This window comes from Mesorhizobium sp. M0500 (genome assembly GCF_040321165.1).
GTDB lineage: Bacteria > Pseudomonadota > Alphaproteobacteria > Rhizobiales > Rhizobiaceae > Mesorhizobium.
Map to the genome: position 1 here is coordinate 1 of NZ_JAMYRB010000050.1, position 16476 is coordinate 16476.

Genomic DNA, 16476 nt, shown 5'->3' on the forward strand with positions numbered 1-16476 from the left:
GTGATCGGTGCTCCAGCCGAAGCCGCCGATCTTGCCCTCTTGGCGCAACAGGCCGAGCGTATCGAACACCTCGCCGGCGCGCTCGGGAATGCTCACCGCGTCCCATACTCCTGCTATGGAGATGCCTAGGATTTTCGCCATCTCTGCATCTTCTTGCCGCCTGCCGCCCAGTGGGTGAGCGGCGCGCCCGGCAAGGCTTGAATACAGGACGAATTCCACTTTGAAGCTGGTACGCCGACAATCTATTCAGCGGCCTCAGCGACCTGCACTGGGATGTAATTCAGGATGGGCCCGAGCCACTGCTCGACCTCCGAAATTGACATGTCTTTGCGCCGTGCATAGTCCTCCACCTGATCGCGCTCGATCTTGGCCACCCCGAAATAATAGCTTTCCGGATGGGCGAGATAGATGCCGGAGACCGACGAGCCGGGCCACATGGCATAGCTTTCGGTCAAGGTGACCCCTGCGTTGCGTTCGCCGTCGAGCAGCCTGAACAGCGTCGCCTTCTCGGTATGGTCGGGCTGCGCCGGATAGCCGGGCGCCGGCCTGATGCCGCAATAGGGTTCGCCGATCAGATCCTCCGGGGCCAGGTTCTCGTCCGGCGCATAGCCCCACAACTCTTTTCGGACACGCTCGTGCAGCCGCTCGGCGAAGGCTTCGGCGAAGCGGTCGGCGAGCGCCTTCACCATTATCGAGGAATAATCGTCATTGGCCCGCTCGAAGCGCTCGGCGATCGCCACTTCCTCGATGCCGGCGGTCACGATGAACCCGCCGAGATAATCCGCCTTGCCACTTTCGAGCGGCGCGACGAAATCCGACAGGGCGACGTTGGCCTTGCCGTCGCGCTTGGTCAGTTGCTGGCGCAGCGTGAAGAAGGTCGCCAGCTCTTGCGAACGCGTGTCGTCGGTGAAAAGCCTGATGTCGTCGCCGACGGCATTGGCCGGCCAGAAGCCGATCACGCCCTTCGGTGCGAACCATTGTTCCGCGATGATCTGCTTCAGCACCGCTTGTGCATCCTCGAACAGCTGGCGCGCCGCCGGCCCCTGTGCCTCGTCTTCGAGAATCTTCGGATAGCGCCCCCTCATCTCCCAGGTCTGGAAGAACGGCGTCCAGTCGATGTAGCGGGCGAGTTCGGCGAGGTCCCAGGTCTCGAAAACCTTCAGCCCAAGGAAGGAGGGGTTTTGCGGGACATAGCCCGACCAGTCGATCTTGTGGGCGTTTGCCCTTGCCCTGGCGAGCGGAAGGCGCAGCTTGTCGGCTTCACTACGCGCATGCGCGTCCGCCACCTTGCGGTACTCGGCGCGTACCGTATCGACATAGTCGCCCTTTGCCTGGTGGGACAGCAATGACGAGACGACGCCAACGGCGCGGCTGGCATCTGTGACGTAGACCGTCTGGCCGCGCTCATAGCGCGGGTGGATCTTGACCGCCGTGTGAACGCGGCTGGTCGTCGCCCCGCCAATCAGCAACGGAATGTCGAAACCTTCGCGCTCCATTTCGGAGGCGACATGCGCCATCTCGTCGAGCGACGGCGTGATCAGGCCGGAGAGGCCGATGATGTCGACGTTTTGCTCGCGCGCCGTCCGCAGAATCTTAGTCGCTGGCACCATGACGCCTAGATCGATGATCTCGTAGTTGTTGCAGGCGAGCACGACGCCGACGATGTTCTTGCCGATGTCATGGACGTCGCCCTTGACCGTCGCCATCAGGATTTTTCCGGCGGTCTGGCGTTCGCCGGTGTCGATGCCATTGGCGGCGTTGGCCAGCTTCTCGGCTTCCATGTGCGGCAGCAGCCCGGCGACCGCCTGTTTCATCACGCGCGCGGACTTGACCACTTGCGGCAGGAACATCTTTCCGGCACCGAACAGGTCGCCGACGACGTTCATGCCGGCCATCAGCGGGCCCTCGATGACATGGAGCGGCCGCTCGGCGGCAAGCCGCGCCTCGTCGGTATCGGCGTCGATGAACTCGGTGATGCCGTTGACCAGCGCATGCGAAATGCGCTTGTCGACAGTCCACTCCCGCCAGGCGAGATCGCGTTCCTTGGCCTCCTTGCCGGCGGTTCCCTTGAAGCGCTCGGCAAGTTCCAGCATCCGCTCGGTGGCGCTGCCGCCGCCCGCCGGCTGGCGGTTGTTGACGACGTCCTCGCAGGCTTCGCGCAGTTCCGGATCGATCGATTCGTAGACTGCAAGTTGGCCGGCATTGACGATGCCCATGTCCATGCCGGCCTGGATGGCGTGATAGAGGAACACGGCATGCATGGCCTCGCGCACCGGTTCGTTGCCGCGAAACGAGAAGGACAGGTTCGAGACGCCACCCGAAATGTGGACGTGAGGTAGGGTCTGGATGATTTCCCGCGTCGCCTCGATGAAGTCGACCCCGTAATTGTTGTGCTCGTCGATGCCGGTGGCGATGGCGAAGATGTTCGGGTCGAAAACGATGTCTTCCGGCGGGAAGCCGGCCTGCTCGGTCAGGAGCTTGTAAGCGCGGGTGCAGATGGCGACTTTTCGCGCCTGCGTGTCCGCCTGGCCTTCCTCGTCGAACGCCATGACGACGACCGCCGCGCCATACGCGCGGACGAGTTTCGCATGGTGGAGAAAAGCTTCCTCGCCTTCCTTCATCGAGATGGAATTGACCAGCGGCTTGCCCTGCATGCATTTCAAGCCAGCCTCGATGATCTCCCATTTCGAACTGTCGATCATCACCGGCACGCGGGCGATATCCGGCTCGGCGGCGATCAGGTTGAAATACTCGACCATCGCCTTCTTCGAATCGATCAGGCCCTCGTCCATGTTGATGTCGATGATCTGGGCACCGTTGGAGACCTGATCGCGCGCGATGTCGAGGGCGGCAGGGTAGTCGCCGGCGGTGATCAGTTTCCTGAATTTCGCCGAGCCGGTGACGTTGGTGCGCTCGCCGACATTGACGAACGGAATTTCCTTGGTGAGCGTGAAGGGTTCCAGACCTGACAGGCGCATTTTGCGCTCGATCTCCGGAATGGCGCGCGGCGGATATTTCCTCACTGCCGCTGCGATGGCGCGGATGTGATCCGGCGTCGAGCCGCAGCAGCCGCCGACGACATTGACCAGTCCCTCGCGCGCAAAACCCTCGATCTGCGCCGCCATGAATTCCGGGCTCTCGTCGTAGCGGCCGAACTCGTTGGGCAGGCCGGCATTGGGATAGGCACAGGTGAAGGTGTTGGCGACGCCGGAAATCTCGGCGACATGTGCGCGCATGGCGTTGGCGCCGAGCGCGCAGTTGAGGCCGACCGTGAACGGACTGGCGTGGCGGATCGAATGCCAGAAGGCCGTCGGTGTCTGGCCCGACAGCGTGCGGCCCGACAGGTCGGTGATCGTGCCTGAGATCATGACCGGAAGATGCACGCCCTTTTCGAGGAAGATCTCGTTGCAGGCGAAGATCGCCGCCTTGGCGTTCAGCGTGTCGAAGATCGTCTCGATCAGGATGATGTCGGCGCCGCCGTCGATCAGGCCGCGCAACTGCTCGCCATAGGCGATGCGCAGATCGTCGAAGTTGACGGCGCGATAGCCGGGGTTGTTGACGTCCGGCGACATCGAGGCGGTGCGGTTGGTCGGTCCCAGCGCGCCGGCGACGAAGCGTCGCTTGCCGTCTTCCTGTTGGGCGCGAATGCAGGCCCGCCGCACCAGACGGGCACCGTCCCGGTTCAGGTCATAGACCGCATCCTCCATGCCGTAATCGGCCTGGGCGATCGACGTGGAGGAGAAGGTGTTGGTCTCGATGATGTCGGCGCCGGCAATCGCGTACTGGTAGTGGATTTCCTCGATCGCTTTCGGCTGCGTCAGGATCAGCAGGTCGTTGTTGCCCTGTTGATGGCAGGCGCAGCCGACGAACTTGTCGCCGCGGAACTGTTCCTCGTTGAAGCCATGCCCCTGGATCTGCGTGCCCATCGCGCCGTCGAGGATGAGGATTCGTTCGCGCGCGGCCGATTCCAAGGCAGAACGAATCTCCGATCCATCCGCCTTGGCGACAACGGGTCCGAAAAGGGAATCCAAGGAGGATTCAGAATGCACCACGGTGAGCCTCGGCTTCCAAGATCACACACCGTGACATAAACATATCTTTATGTCAAAATATGATGTGCTCATCGTAACCTTTGATACGTCATGGCAGGCATCACGCTGGTCATTAGCCCCACTGCCAATGCGGCAAGGCCTATTCCGAGTTCATGTCTCATCTTTCACTCCTCCAAAGAATCTTGAATGTCAGTCCGTCATTTCGCAGTCATGGCAATGTTCCTTCTCGCCAGACCGGAAACCTCCTGGCCATCAAAGGCATTGTGGGGGCCCCGCCTCCGCGATTTCCTCCAATCGGCCCGGTGGCGCCTCCCGGCTTGATCCAAATTTAAGACGCCAGCGCACGGGCACTGGCCCTATGAAGATTCATCGCTTTTCGTGCCCGCACCCGAGCAGAAAACTCCCGTCAGGTGCTGGCCTTGGGAGGCAACATTTTCTGCTGTTTCGAATTGCCGGCTTGGTCTCAACTCACGGACCGAGTTGGCCATATTCATGCGAACGAGCACAGAAGAGCGCTATCAGCCAATCTGTCGCGAAGAGCGGAGAAATTGGATCAGGGCAAGTTAATTTCCTCCTCCACGTTTCGCTGGTTGGCAGCGTTATATGTTGTTCTTGGCAACAAATTAAACGGTACGGGAATTCTGTCAAGCCAAAAAACCCGCCGAGGCAGCGGCCCCGGGATTCCGCGTATTATCCTCGGCATATTTGCGTGGATGATGCTCGATCCGGTTAGGAGTTGCCGCGCGCACAAGCATTGGTTGCGCCGTCGAGGACCTTGACATTTGTCACGATGGGGGCATTTTTGTTGTCCTTGTCAACATTTATAGAATCGCCAGTACCCAGGAGGAAACAGCCGATGCGCAGATTGGGCATTCATTCGTTCGTATGGACCGGCGGTGGCAATCAGGCCATGCTTGAAGAAGCGATGGAGAATTCGGCTGCGTGCGGTTACCGGCTGATCGAGTTTGCGTATCTTCAACCCGAAAAGTTCGACATCCATCGCCTCGCCAAGAAGGCTCAGTCGTTAGATCTCGAAATCGCCCTCACCATGGGCCTGCCCTTGGGCGCCGATGTGTCGAGCGAGGACGGCGCTGTCGTGAAGGCAGGTGAGGAATTACTCGCGAATGCAGTCGCGGCGGTGCGGGACATCGGCGGCACTAAGCTCGGGGGCATTCTCTATTCCGCGCATACGAAATACTCGACAATGCCGAGTGATCGCGGCCGCAAGAACAGCATTGCAGCCATTGCCAAGACGGCTGACGCAGCAAAGAAGGCCGGCGTCGATCTGGTCCTGGAGGTCGTCAACCGGTTCGAGACGAATCTCTTGAACACGGCGGCTCAGGGCCTCGACTTCATCAAGGCGACCGGCTCCGATCACGTCACGCTCCATCTCGACACGTTTCATATGAACATCGAAGAGGCCAATCCAGCGGCGGCCATTCGTCTGGCCGGCGACAAGATCGGCTATTTTCACATCGGCGAAAGCAATCGCGGCTACCTCGGCGATGGAGTGATCGATTTCGATCGCATCTTCGACGCGCTGCTAGACATCGGCTATAACCGCGACATCACCTTTGAATCGTTCTCCAGCGCCGTGGTCGATGAGGGTCTGTCCCTCGCATGCGCCATATGGCGCGATACCTGGACCGAGAACATGCCGTTGGCAAAGCACGCCAAGGCCTTCATCGACCTGAAAATGCAAGAGGCGGTTCGTCGGCGAACGACGAATGCCCGTCCATAAGTCGAGGATAATCTGATTGTGCGGCAGTGCGGACCCTCTGCCTAAGGCGCCCTGCTCCGCGGTCTTCAGCGCTGTAGTGCTGCGGTTTTTTCGCTGTTCATCGGCAGCCTCGGATCCGTGAGACAGAAGCTTCGGGGGATGCGCGTTCAATAAGATCGCGCCAGTTGCTGCACGCCTGCGCGGCGTGTACCAAGTGAGCGCGTTGTGGTTGCGTTCGGCTTGCGGACCGCAGGTAACCTGGAGAGACCTAAGTGAATGACCCGGCGCTGACCGCCAGTTCAAATCGCAGGATTCGACAAAACAATGAAGTGGCGGCTCTAAGAGCCCTTCATCAATTTGGACGTCTCACTCGAGCCGAACTCGCGCGCAAGTTACGGCTTAACCGCTCTTCGTCGGGGCATATCATCGCGAGCCTGACGGCTGACGGTCTGGTGCGCGAAGCAATTGAGGATCTGCCTGAACAAGCGGGCTATGCCCGAGCCGGCCGTCCCGGCATCATGCTGGAGCTTGTGCCGGATGCTATTTTCTTCCTTGGGGTCGAGATCGGTGTCGAGCATATCAGTACGGTAGAGATCGATCTTGGAACCAATATCGTTTCGACGAATGTGGAACCGTTTGATGGTCCGTCGATCAGCGTAGAGGCCGCGGTCGACCGCGCCGTGAGGCTGGCTCTCCAATCTATTCCTGTGTCAAAACTGGAGCGATGTGAAGGCGTTGGCGTATCAACCCCGGCGCAAATGGATAAGAATGGCTTCGTCCACTTTGCGCCGCTTCTCGGCTGGCGAAATGTTCACCTTGCAAAGCTGGTGAGAGACGCCCTGCCGATTCGTGTTCCGGTCCTTGCCGAGAACGATGCCAACGCATTCGCGATCGGCGCGACTTACGGGCGCAGCGAGGTGCATTCCGGCGTCACGCTTTTTCTCGTTATGGAGAGCGGTGTCGGCGGCGGCATTATCGTTGACGGCAGCCTTTTTCGCGGCGCCAACGGGCTGGCGGGGGAGATTGGGCACTTGATTATCAGCGACGCGCCAGGCCCGCGCCGCAATCTCGAACAACTAATCGGCCTTGAAAACATTATGGCCGATTATCGCAAGACCTCCGCCCTCAGTGATCCGACATTCGGCAACTTCCTTTCCGATGTCCAAAACCGGTTGCCCAGCGCCGTCTCAACAGCCGAGGACTGGGCAAGGGCTTTGGCAATAGGCCTGGTGCAGACTTGCCGAATCATCGACGCCGACAAGATCGTGCTAGGCGGTTCGGTCGCCGCACTCTATCCCTTGATGGCTGCCAGGGTCGCTGCACACATCCATGCCATACAGGAATCCAGTTTCCCGTTCCCATCGATCACAATGAATGATGAAGGAACTGTCGGTTCCGCCTTCGGTGCGGCCTGCATGTTACATCAGCGATACTTGTCTCTGCAAAGCCAGCGTTTCGCCGACGGTACGGCGGAACTCGAAGGGGCAGAGGAAGACGAAGACTAATGTCCAGGTTCGGCACTGCCGAACCGATGCTGCTGCTCGGGCTACCCGTCTGATCGCGATTTAGAACGCCATTGTGGCGTGTCCGTCTCGATTGATTAATATGTTGCATAAAGCGACAAACATAATTAATGTAGCCTCTGGAGGAGCATCCCGCATTCCCATCGTGGCCGTCTCGGGTTGTCGTTCGCTGTGGAGCGAGCGGCCGCAACCTCCAGGCGCGTGCTCCAGTCAAAAGATGTGCGCTAGCCGAGTTGTATGATGCCCGCAGATGCGATTTTAAGTCAGACCAAGCTCGCACCCAACGCACTAGGGCCGACGGTGGTCATCGGCGAGATCCTGGTGGAGATCATGGCTAAAAGTCGCGGCGACGGCTTTCTCGAGCCGATAGAGCTTATCGGCCCCTTTCCCAGCGGCGCGCCGGCGATTTTCATCGATCAATGCGCCAAGATCGGCGGGTCGGCGGCAATTGTCGCCTCGGTCGGCGATGACGATTTCGGCCGCATCAACATCGAGCGGCTCCGGTCTGACGGCGTGGACGTATCGGCCATCTCGGTCAGCCAGGATTATCCGACCGGAAGCGCGTTTGTTCGCTATCGCAATGACGGCTCGCGCGACTTTGTCTTCAACATCGGAAAATCGGCGGCGGCCCTGGTGAGCCTGACGGTTGAAGCGAAGGCGCTCTTCGAGCGGGCTGGACACCTCCACGTCATGGGTAGCGCTTTTGCCATCCCGGGTATCTGGGAGACGATGGATTATGCCATCGGCGTCATCAAGCGGCGCGGCGGCTCCGTTTCACTTGACCCGAACTTGCGCAAGGAATTGCTCGGGCTCGGGCAGACGCAGGAGCGCTTCGCCAAGCTCGTCGATGTCGCCGACCTTATCCTGCCCTCCGGCGACGAATTGTTCATGGCAGCTGGAGTTGATGGTGAATCTGCCGCGGTCATCGCGCTCTTTGGGCGCAGTGTGACAGAGATTGCGCTTAAACGCGGCGAACACGGATCAACATTCTTCGGTGCTGACGGCTCGCGTATTGATTGCTCGGCGTTCAGGGTTGCGGAAATTGATCCGACGGGCGCTGGCGACTGTTTCGGCGGCGCTTACGTCGCTTGCCGCCGTCTCGGCATGCCTGTGTTCAAAGCCCTAGAGTATGCCAATGCCGCGGGAGCCCGCAACGTTACTATTCAAGGTCCGATGGAAGGTGCCGCCTCGCGTCGGCAGCTTGACGAATTCATCGCCGTGACCCCGAGAAACGCTCGATGACCGGTCTCCTCAAAAGCCTGGCGGCGGCGCGGCGCAATGGTTCGCCGATAGGCGTCACGTCTGTCTGCTCAGCGCATCCATTGGTCATTCGGGCAGCAGCGCGCAATGCTGCACGCTTCTCCGACATGCTTGTGATCGAAGCAACCTGCAACCAGGTCAACCAGTTCGGTGGCTACACCGGAATGCTGCCCAGCGATTTTGTTGGTCTCGTCCAGCACATATCGGCAGAAGAAAAGCTTCCGATGGAAAGGATCATCTTCGGTGGGGATCACCTTGGGCCAAATCCGTGGCGCGGGGAACATGCCGGCGCAGCGATGGCGAAGGCAGAAGAGATGGTCACGGCGTACGTGTCCGCCGGCTTTCGAAAGATCCACCTCGATGCTTCGATGGGATGCGCCGGCGAGCCTGCCGCGCTCGACGACGCCAGAACGGCGGAGCGTGCAGCGCGGCTGGCCTTGGCGGCAGAGCGCGCGGCGCGCGCCGCAGGAGATGAGGCCCCGGTCTACATCATCGGCACCGAGGTGCCGACGCCCGGCGGCGCCAACCATGCAATCAGCGACATTGAGCCGACCAGCGTAGCGGCGGCGACGCACACGATCGATGTTCATCGCGACCTGTTCCTGAAGCAAGGCTTGGCCGATGCGTTCTCACGCGTCATCGCACTGGTGGTCCAGCCCGGTGTGGAGTTCGGCAATGAGAATGTGGTCCTTTACGATTCCGCCAGGGCACGCGGGCTGACGCGGCTGCTCGAGCAGGAGCCTGGCCTGGTCTACGAGGCGCATTCAACCGACTACCAGGGACGAACATATTTGCGCCAATTGGTCGAGGACGGCTTCCCGATCCTGAAAGTGGGGCCGGAATTGACCTTCGTCCTGCGTGAGGCGCTCTACGCGCTGGACCTTATCGCGACCGATCTTTTGCCTGACTACGGAGCCCGTCCACTCTATCAGGCCATGGAGCGATTGATGCTGGCCAAACCCGGCAATTGGCAGGGCCACTATCACGGCTCGGAAGCCGAACAGCGCATCCAGCGCCACTACTCGTTCTCGGACCGCATCCGGTATTACTGGAACCAGCCGGAGGCGGAAGCAGCGGTCGCGAGCCTGACCGCGGCCCTGCACGGCAAGACGGTGCCGCTCACGCTGTTTCGCCAGCATCTGCCCGCATTCGAGGCGTTTGCAGGCAAACCGCTCGAGCCTACCTCGTTACTGATCGCCTCGATCCAGCGCAGCCTGGACGAGTACCGCTTCGCCTGCACGGGCGAGGCACTCAACACCGAAAGCAACCCGACGGCTGGAGGACGAAGATGAGCGAACAACTCTCTGGAAAGGTCATTGCAATCACGGGCGCGGCATCGGGTATCGGCCTTGCTTGTGTCCGTGGTTGTCTCGATGCTGGCGCGCGGGTGGTCCTGATCGACTATGCGGATGAGAAACTGCGCAGCCTGGCTGCTGATCTCGGCGAGAACGCGATTCCTTTGAGGGTGGATCTCACCAATCCGGAAAGCGTGGCAGGCATGATGCCCGGCATTCTGGACAAGGTCGGTCACCTCGACGCCTTCCATGCCAATGCCGGCGCCTATATCGGCGGCGATTTCATTGATGGTGATCCGGACGCCTTTGACGGGATGCTGAACCTGAACGTCAATGCCGTATTCCGAACGGTCCATGCGGTCCTGCCGCACATGATCGAGCGGGGCACGGGAGACATTGTCGTCACCAGTTCCGTTGCCGGCCATACCGCAATACCATGGGAGCCGATCTACACCGCTTCCAAGCACGCAGTTCAAGCGTTCGTCCATGCGCTGAGGCGACAGGTGGCGAAGCACGGCATCCGTGTCGGCGCGATCGCCCCCGGACCGGTACTGACGCCCCTCGTCGCCGACTGGCCGAAGGAGAACCTCGACCGGGCGATGGCGGCCGGAAATCTGTTTGAGCCGAAGGAAATTGCCGAAGTCCTGCTGTTCATGCTGACCCGGCCGAGAACGGTGACAATTCGCGATATCGTCATTCTGCCGACCAACTTCGACATTTGACACGTAGCGTCTCGGCATCGAAATTCGGGGAGGTAGGCCATGTATCAAGCGCGCTTCAGGGTGGACAACGAGATCGCCGTGGTGACCGGCGGAGGCAGAGGTATTGGCCTCGCATGCGCCGAAGCGTTGGGCGAGTCCGGAGCGCATGTGGTCATCATAGAGCCCGACGAGCAGATCGGCAGTGCTGGCAGGGATGCACTGACTGCGAAAGGCTACTCGGCCGAGCTGATGCTCGGTGACGTCACTTCGTCAACAAGGATGAGCGAGATTGCTGACACGCTCGCCACTCGGGGCACGCCGGCTTCGATTCTCGTCAACAATGCCGGCGTCGGCAGCAGCGGCATTTCGTCGGAAGATATCAGTGATGAACTCTGGCTGTGGATGATGAACGTCAACATCAACGGCGTCTTCTGGTGCTCGCGCGCTTTCGGCCGCCACATGATCGCGGCCGGCCGCGGCTCAATCGTCAATCTGGGTTCCATGTCGGGCACGATCTGCAACCGGCCGCAGCCGCAAACACCTTACAATGTCTCCAAGGCGGCCGTGCATCACATGACCCGCTCGATCGCCGCCGAATGGGCGCCTCATGGCGTGCGGGTTAACGCGGTGGCGCCAACCTACATCGAAACGCCGATGGTCCTGGCGATTCCGGAAAACGCGCCGCGTATAGAAGCGTGGTTGCGAGACACGCCAATGGGCCGCATGGGCCAGGCGCACGAAGTCGCCAGCGCTGTCCTGTTCCTCGCTTCCGACGCGGCCAGTTTGATGACCGGAGCCGTCGTACCCGTCGATGGGGGATTTACGTGCTGGTAGGACCGTAGCAGCCAAGAGTTTCCTCCCGGTCACTTCTCTCACCGAAGCTCGAGCTCGAGAAGGTGGATGCGGCTTCGGCCGCCGGCACATCGCCTTAGGTAACCTCGGCGCCGATCGCAGCCAGCGCGAACCACGTCGAAATCCTTGTCCCCAACCAACAGTCGAGCCGCCCGCCAGGCACCGCCGACCAATGTAGATCGGCAATCTGTCAGCAAAATTAATGACGCCTCCGCACGGGCGACGCTGGCCGAGCCCTGCTTCGAACGGTCATGCCGCCGCTGGGCAGTTCGCAGTCTCGCCGCGACTACCAGAAGGCTTGTATGCGCCCATTGCGATGGCGCGCACCTCCAGCGGTGTAGTCGAGCAGAGTCGCCTGGTCGTGGACTAATGACCTCGACGGATCTGTAGGATTTGCGCACGCCGCTCAGCTTGAGCTCAGCCATGGCTTGCCTCCCGGGCACCGGCACGTTTGGTCGTGTCGTTGTTGTTTTCGTCATCTTGCGCCATCGCCAGCGGCGCGCCTGGTTCGCCTTCCCACAGGATCAGGCTGGCGGCGCCGATCAGTCCGGCCTGATTGCCGAGTTGCGCCGGCACGATGGGTACGTCCCGGTAGGCGGGCATCGCCCGCTGCTCGACGACCGCCCTGATGCTTGGAGCCAAGAGGTCGAAACCGTTGGCGAGACCGCCACCCATTACGATCAGGTCCGGCGAATAGAGATGAAGCAGATTGGTGAAGCCGATGCCCAGCCAATTCGCCTCCGCCTCGATGAGTGTGCGCGCGCGCCCGTCGCCTGCACGCGCGGCATCGACCACGTGCCTGGCCGAGATGTCGCCGTCGGCCGAAAGGCGCCGCAGCAGCGAGCCGTCGCCCGGCGCCGTCAGCGCCGTGGCGCGCCGCCCGAGCGCGGTTCCGGAGGCGACCGCCTCGAAGCAGCCGACGGCGCCGCAGAAGCAGCGGTCTCCTTCGCCGGTGATGGTCATGTGGCCGATCTCGGCCGCCAGCCCGCGCCGGCCATGATAGACGTGACCCTCGGCAACGACGCCACCGCCAATGCCAGTCGACACGGTGACGAACACCATCGACCCGGTGCCACGCCCGGCGCCGAAGCGCCATTCGCCGAGTGCTGCGGCATTGGCGTCGTTCTCCAGCCGCACCGGCAGACCGAAATACTTGCCGAGAATGTCGATCAAGGGCACATCGTGCCAGCCAGCCAGTGTCGGCGGTGCGATCACGATCCCGGCCTTGGGGTCGAGCGGCCCCGGTGCGCCGACGCCGATGCCGGCAACCTTGGCCTGTGGGTGCTGTGTCAGAAGGTCCCCGGCCAGCGCGATGATCTGGCCGATCACCGCTTCCGATCCCGCGATCGCCATCGTCGGGGCCGAAACATGGGCGATCACGTGGCCGCCGCTCTCGACCAGCGCGCCGCGCAGCTCCGTTCCGCCGAGATCGAAGGCAAGCGCAACCTTTGTCATCAGGCGGCAATCTCCAGCCCATGCAGCCAGGCCATGCGCTGCGCAAGGTCGGGGTCGCCGAATGCCAGCGATCCGAGCACCACGGTTTCGGCGCCGGCGGCGCGCAGGCGGGGCACCGTTTCGTGGCGGATGCCGCCATCGGCAGCCAAGATGATTTCGTTCTCGCGACCTGCTTTTCGCATCAGCGCCCGTGCCTCGATCAGGCGCGGGCCGGCCTGGTCGGACAGGCTCTGGCCCTTGACGCCGATGGATGTGCCGAGAAGCGTCACGAAAGCCACTTGCGACAGGAAAGGTTTGACCGCGGCCACCGGCGTTTCCAGTCTCAGCACCACCCCGGCCTCGACGCCGAGCTCACGCGCCAGCCGCACGGCGCGTAGGCCGGCCTCGCCGTTTTCCGCATGGACGCTGACAAGATCGGCGCCGGCCTCGATGAATTGGCGCGTCTGCTCCTCGACGATCTCCGCTTCAACCATCAAATGCACATGGATCGGCTTTGCCGTCAGCATGGCAATCCGCGCCACCAGGTCCGGAAAGAACAGGAAGCCGGGGGTGAAGCGGGCGTCCGCGACGTCGATGTGGTGGAGGTCGACAAACGGATCTATGCGCTTCAGGTCGCGCTCCATATTGGCGAGGTCGGCCGACCACAGCGAAAACTCGCCGAGCAGCCGGTTGCGCGGAAGGGCGGCGATGGCAGCGGGGCCGGACAGGGATTTGGTCGTCATAACGGGACAAGGCTCCGGATGTTGAAGTGAGCGTGAACGAAGGTCGTGATCTCAGCCTGCAGCTCGGCGAAATGCCTGACGCTGTCGAGCGCCTTGGGAGAGATTTCCGCAAAGGTCGCGCCGGGGATCGCCGTGGCAAGTGTGCGCGCAGCCGGCAGCGGATGCACCGCATCCATGGCGTTGCCGATGACCAGCGTGGGGACGCCAAGGGCGGCGGCGTTGCTTTCAGAAACGCCCGGTCCGTCGGCGGCGATGTCGGCGAGGACCTGCGCGAATGGCGCGGCGTCCGGCCGGTCGAAATAGCCGAGTAATGAGGCGAGATTGTCGGGCGCGTGGCGCTGCAGGCGCTCGGCGGTTTCCGATTGCGCGAAGATCGTCCTGGCCTTGTCGGGGCCGTGGTCGAGGATGAGGCCGGCGACCTCGGCGATCGGCCGCAGGTTCACCGGCGCGCTGTCGAAAATCCAGGCCGGGCGTACAAGCAGCAGACCCGCGATGCGGTCCGGGTGGCGGCAGGCAAGGCGCAAGGCAATGGCGGCGCCCATGGAAACGCCGCCGGCGACGAAACGGTCGAGACCGGCTTGATCGGCGGCGGCAACAACATCGTCCGCGAACATGCTCAGGGAAAACGGACGGCGGCTGCCCAGTCCGGAGGCGCCGTGCCCGCGGCATTCCAGCGTGATGCGCCGGAAGTCGGCACCGGCCGGGAAAGCCTGGGCGATTTGCGGCTCGCCGCCGCCCAGCCCATGCTGGAAGACGACGGCAAGCCCGTTGCCATTATCAGAAATCCGAAGCGTGGCGTCGTCGCGAAGCAGAGCGGCCAGGCGAGCCATCAGGTCAGCCCCATCAGGAAGCGAGCAACCCCTGGTGCCTCTTCGGCCGAGAGGCCATGTGTGACCAGCGGCCCGTCAAAGCCTGATGACTTCAGCCTGGCGACGAAATCCGGGAAATCGACGACGCCCCTGCCGGCGGTGGCAAAGCGCCCGTCGGCGCAGCGGTCCTTGGCATGCGCCATGGCGACGTGGCCGGCAGTGCGTTCGACGGCGGCGGCCACGATGGCGCTTGCTTCCTCGGGGCTCGCCTGTTCGAACAGGTTGGCCGGATCGAGCACGACGCGCAACCGCTTCGAGCCCATCTCGGCGATGAGGTGCATCGCATCCTGCGCCGAGGTTACGATGTTGGCCTGTTCGGGCTCGATGCCGAGATCGACGCCATGACGCTCGGCGAGTTGAAGCGCCTTTTCGATCTCGCCTGCCATGTCGTCCCATGCCTCACGGTCGGCGTTGTCGGGGTGATACGCCCACTGATCGTCCGCGTTGCGCGTTCCCGTGCACAGGGTGACGAGCGGAACAGCAAGGGACGCCGCGGCCTTGATGACCACGCCAAGCCGGCGCATGCCGTCGTCGCGCACCGCTTTGTCCGGATGGGCCATGTTGTAGGTGCCCGACAGCGCCACCAGGGCGACGCCGGAGGCACCGGATGCTGCCGCGATGGCGCTGATGGCACCCTCAGGTACCGCATGCGGCATCGACGGCAGGCCGGCGCAGGCAAGATTGAACTGGGTGACGGCAAATCCCGCGTCGCGCACCGCCGCCAGCACGCCGGCCGGCTCGCTGCCCGGGAAGGTCCTGGCGAACACCCCGACCTGCATCAGACCGCTCCCGTGACGGCAGCGATCTCGACGCGCAGCCCGCTCTCCACCGAGCGGGCGATCGCCACCATGGCGCGGATCGAGGCGAGGCCGTCTTCGACGTCGGCGCCGCGCAGCGGCGCGCCGTCGAGGACCGTGTTGGCGAGGCCTTCGAGTTGCCGCCTGAAGAAATGGCCGTCGGCGCCAAGCGGCTTTCGCGCCGTCGCATCCTTCTCGTGAAAGATGTCGACCTCGCTCGCTCGGAAATACCAGGGATTGAAGGTCTTTGCGATCACGGAGCCGTTCTCGCCATAGAGTTGAAAGCCTTCGTGCCAGTCCATACGGACGGCGACGGTGAGGTCGAGATGGCCGAGCGCGCCATTGGCGAATTCAGTTTCGACGAACCAGCAATAGGCGCCGAAACGCTCATTGAGGCGGGCGCGCACCGCGACAATCTCGCCGCAGAGGAAGCGTGCTGTATCGACAAGGTGCGAGCCGTGCGCGAGCATGAAATACTGCCTGAGGTCGGCCTTCGGATTGCCGGCCGGCTTCTTTGCCAGCTTGCTGGTGACGGGCAGCGGCTGCACCGCGTCGGTGTTGGTGTAGCGATGCGTGGAATCGCAATACCAGGCCTTCAGCGCCAGGATTTCGCCCATCTCGTCGCGGACGAAATCGCGCGCCGCTTCCAGTGCCGGGTCGAAGCGCTTCATATGTCCGACCTGCAGCACCTTGCCGGAGCGCTTAACCGCATCGGCGAGCGTCTCACCTTCCTCGACCGAGACGCCGATCGGCTTCTCGCACAGCACGTGCTTGCCGGCCTCGAGCGCCTTGATCGACATCGCAACGTGATAGGCGTCCGAGGTCGCAACGATCACCGCTTCCAGCTCAGGGTCGGCGAGCATCTCATCGTAGTCGCCATACATTTTTTCGGGCTCATAAGTCGCGCCCATGCGCGCCAGCAGGTCGGGAGCGGCATCGCAGATCGCATAGAGGTCGGCATTCCTGGCTTTCACGCAGGATTCCAGATGGGCAAATTGCGCGATCGGCCCGCAGCCGAGCACACCGACACGAAGGCGACGGTCTTGCTTGCGCATCATGGTCTCTTCCTCAGGCGCCGTAGCCGCGCATCGTCTGGCGGTTGGTCTTGACCGCGGCCGCCGGCTACGGGGCCCCGGGGGAGGGTTGCTGATGCAGCACCCGTGGGTTTTTAACAAAACCGGCCCCACCCGCCCGCGATGCTTCGGGGTTGGGGGGCTTGGTGGGTGAAAA

Annotated in this window: 12 protein-coding genes; 6 read left to right on the plus strand and 6 right to left on the minus strand. The window is 62.3% G+C overall.

The features are described from left to right. Positions 1 to 242: 242 nt before the first annotated feature. Entirely contained in the window at positions 243 to 4052 is a 3810-nt protein-coding gene (metH, locus tag NKI70_RS32905) for a methionine synthase (RefSeq protein ID WP_352726271.1), read from the minus strand. Positions 4053 to 4908: 856 nt separating this feature from the next. On the opposite strand from metH, the gene NKI70_RS32910 reads away from it, so the two are divergent. The 6 genes from NKI70_RS32910 (at position 4909) to NKI70_RS32935 (ending at position 11385) form a co-directional block, all read left to right on the plus strand. Beyond that, positions 4909 to 5793: a sugar phosphate isomerase/epimerase family protein gene (locus NKI70_RS32910; RefSeq protein WP_352726281.1), complete on the plus strand. Its 885-nt coding sequence runs from the start codon at positions 4909 to 4911 to the stop codon at positions 5791 to 5793. Between the two features lie 251 nt (positions 5794 to 6044). After that, complete coding sequence (locus NKI70_RS32915) at positions 6045 to 7277, plus strand: ROK family transcriptional regulator (protein ID WP_352726273.1); 1233 nt, start codon at positions 6045 to 6047, stop codon at positions 7275 to 7277. A gap of 258 nt (positions 7278 to 7535) precedes the next feature. Then, positions 7536 to 8537, plus strand: coding sequence for a tagatose kinase (locus NKI70_RS32920; RefSeq protein WP_352569190.1), 1002 nt, complete (start codon positions 7536 to 7538; stop codon positions 8535 to 8537). Further along, a complete protein-coding gene (locus NKI70_RS32925; RefSeq protein ID WP_352726275.1) occupies positions 8534 to 9847 on the plus strand; it encodes a D-tagatose-bisphosphate aldolase, class II, non-catalytic subunit in 1314 nt (437 codons plus the stop codon). The genes NKI70_RS32920 and NKI70_RS32925 overlap by 4 nt, the downstream gene beginning before the upstream one ends. Continuing rightward, a complete protein-coding gene (locus NKI70_RS32930) occupies positions 9844 to 10572 on the plus strand; it encodes an SDR family oxidoreductase (protein ID WP_352569006.1) in 729 nt (242 codons plus the stop codon). The genes NKI70_RS32925 and NKI70_RS32930 overlap by 4 nt, the downstream gene beginning before the upstream one ends. A 39-nt stretch (positions 10573 to 10611) precedes the next feature. Beyond that, positions 10612 to 11385, plus strand: coding sequence for an SDR family NAD(P)-dependent oxidoreductase (locus NKI70_RS32935; RefSeq protein ID WP_352569005.1), 774 nt, complete (start codon positions 10612 to 10614; stop codon positions 11383 to 11385). A 435-nt stretch (positions 11386 to 11820) separates the two neighbouring features. Here NKI70_RS32935 and NKI70_RS32940 read toward each other — a convergent pair whose 3' ends face one another. Genes NKI70_RS32940 through NKI70_RS32960 form a run of 5 tightly spaced genes read right to left on the minus strand, consistent with a single transcriptional unit; the run spans position 11821 to position 16304 of the window. Beyond that, complete coding sequence (locus NKI70_RS32940; protein WP_352457866.1) at positions 11821 to 12858, minus strand: ROK family protein; 1038 nt, start codon at positions 12856 to 12858, stop codon at positions 11821 to 11823. Further along, the gene (locus tag NKI70_RS32945) at positions 12858 to 13580 is read right to left on the minus strand and encodes a ribulose-phosphate 3-epimerase (protein ID WP_352524746.1); all 723 of its coding nucleotides are present in this window, start codon (positions 13578 to 13580) and stop codon (positions 12858 to 12860) included. The genes NKI70_RS32940 and NKI70_RS32945 overlap by 1 nt, the downstream gene beginning before the upstream one ends. Further along, positions 13577 to 14410 carry an alpha/beta fold hydrolase gene (locus tag NKI70_RS32950; protein ID WP_352700302.1) on the minus strand — a complete coding sequence of 278 codons (834 nt, stop codon included), beginning with the start codon at positions 14408 to 14410 and terminating at the stop codon, positions 13577 to 13579. The genes NKI70_RS32945 and NKI70_RS32950 overlap by 4 nt, the downstream gene beginning before the upstream one ends. Further along, positions 14410 to 15228 (minus strand): sugar phosphate isomerase/epimerase family protein, encoded by an 819-nt coding sequence (locus NKI70_RS32955; protein WP_352726277.1) that lies wholly within the window; start codon positions 15226 to 15228, stop codon positions 14410 to 14412. Before NKI70_RS32955 ends, NKI70_RS32950 begins: the two co-directional genes overlap by 1 nt. Then, the gene (locus NKI70_RS32960; protein ID WP_352726279.1) at positions 15228 to 16304 is read right to left on the minus strand and encodes a Gfo/Idh/MocA family protein; all 1077 of its coding nucleotides are present in this window, start codon (positions 16302 to 16304) and stop codon (positions 15228 to 15230) included. The genes NKI70_RS32955 and NKI70_RS32960 overlap by 1 nt, the downstream gene beginning before the upstream one ends. Between the last annotated feature and the right edge of the window lie 172 nt (positions 16305 to 16476).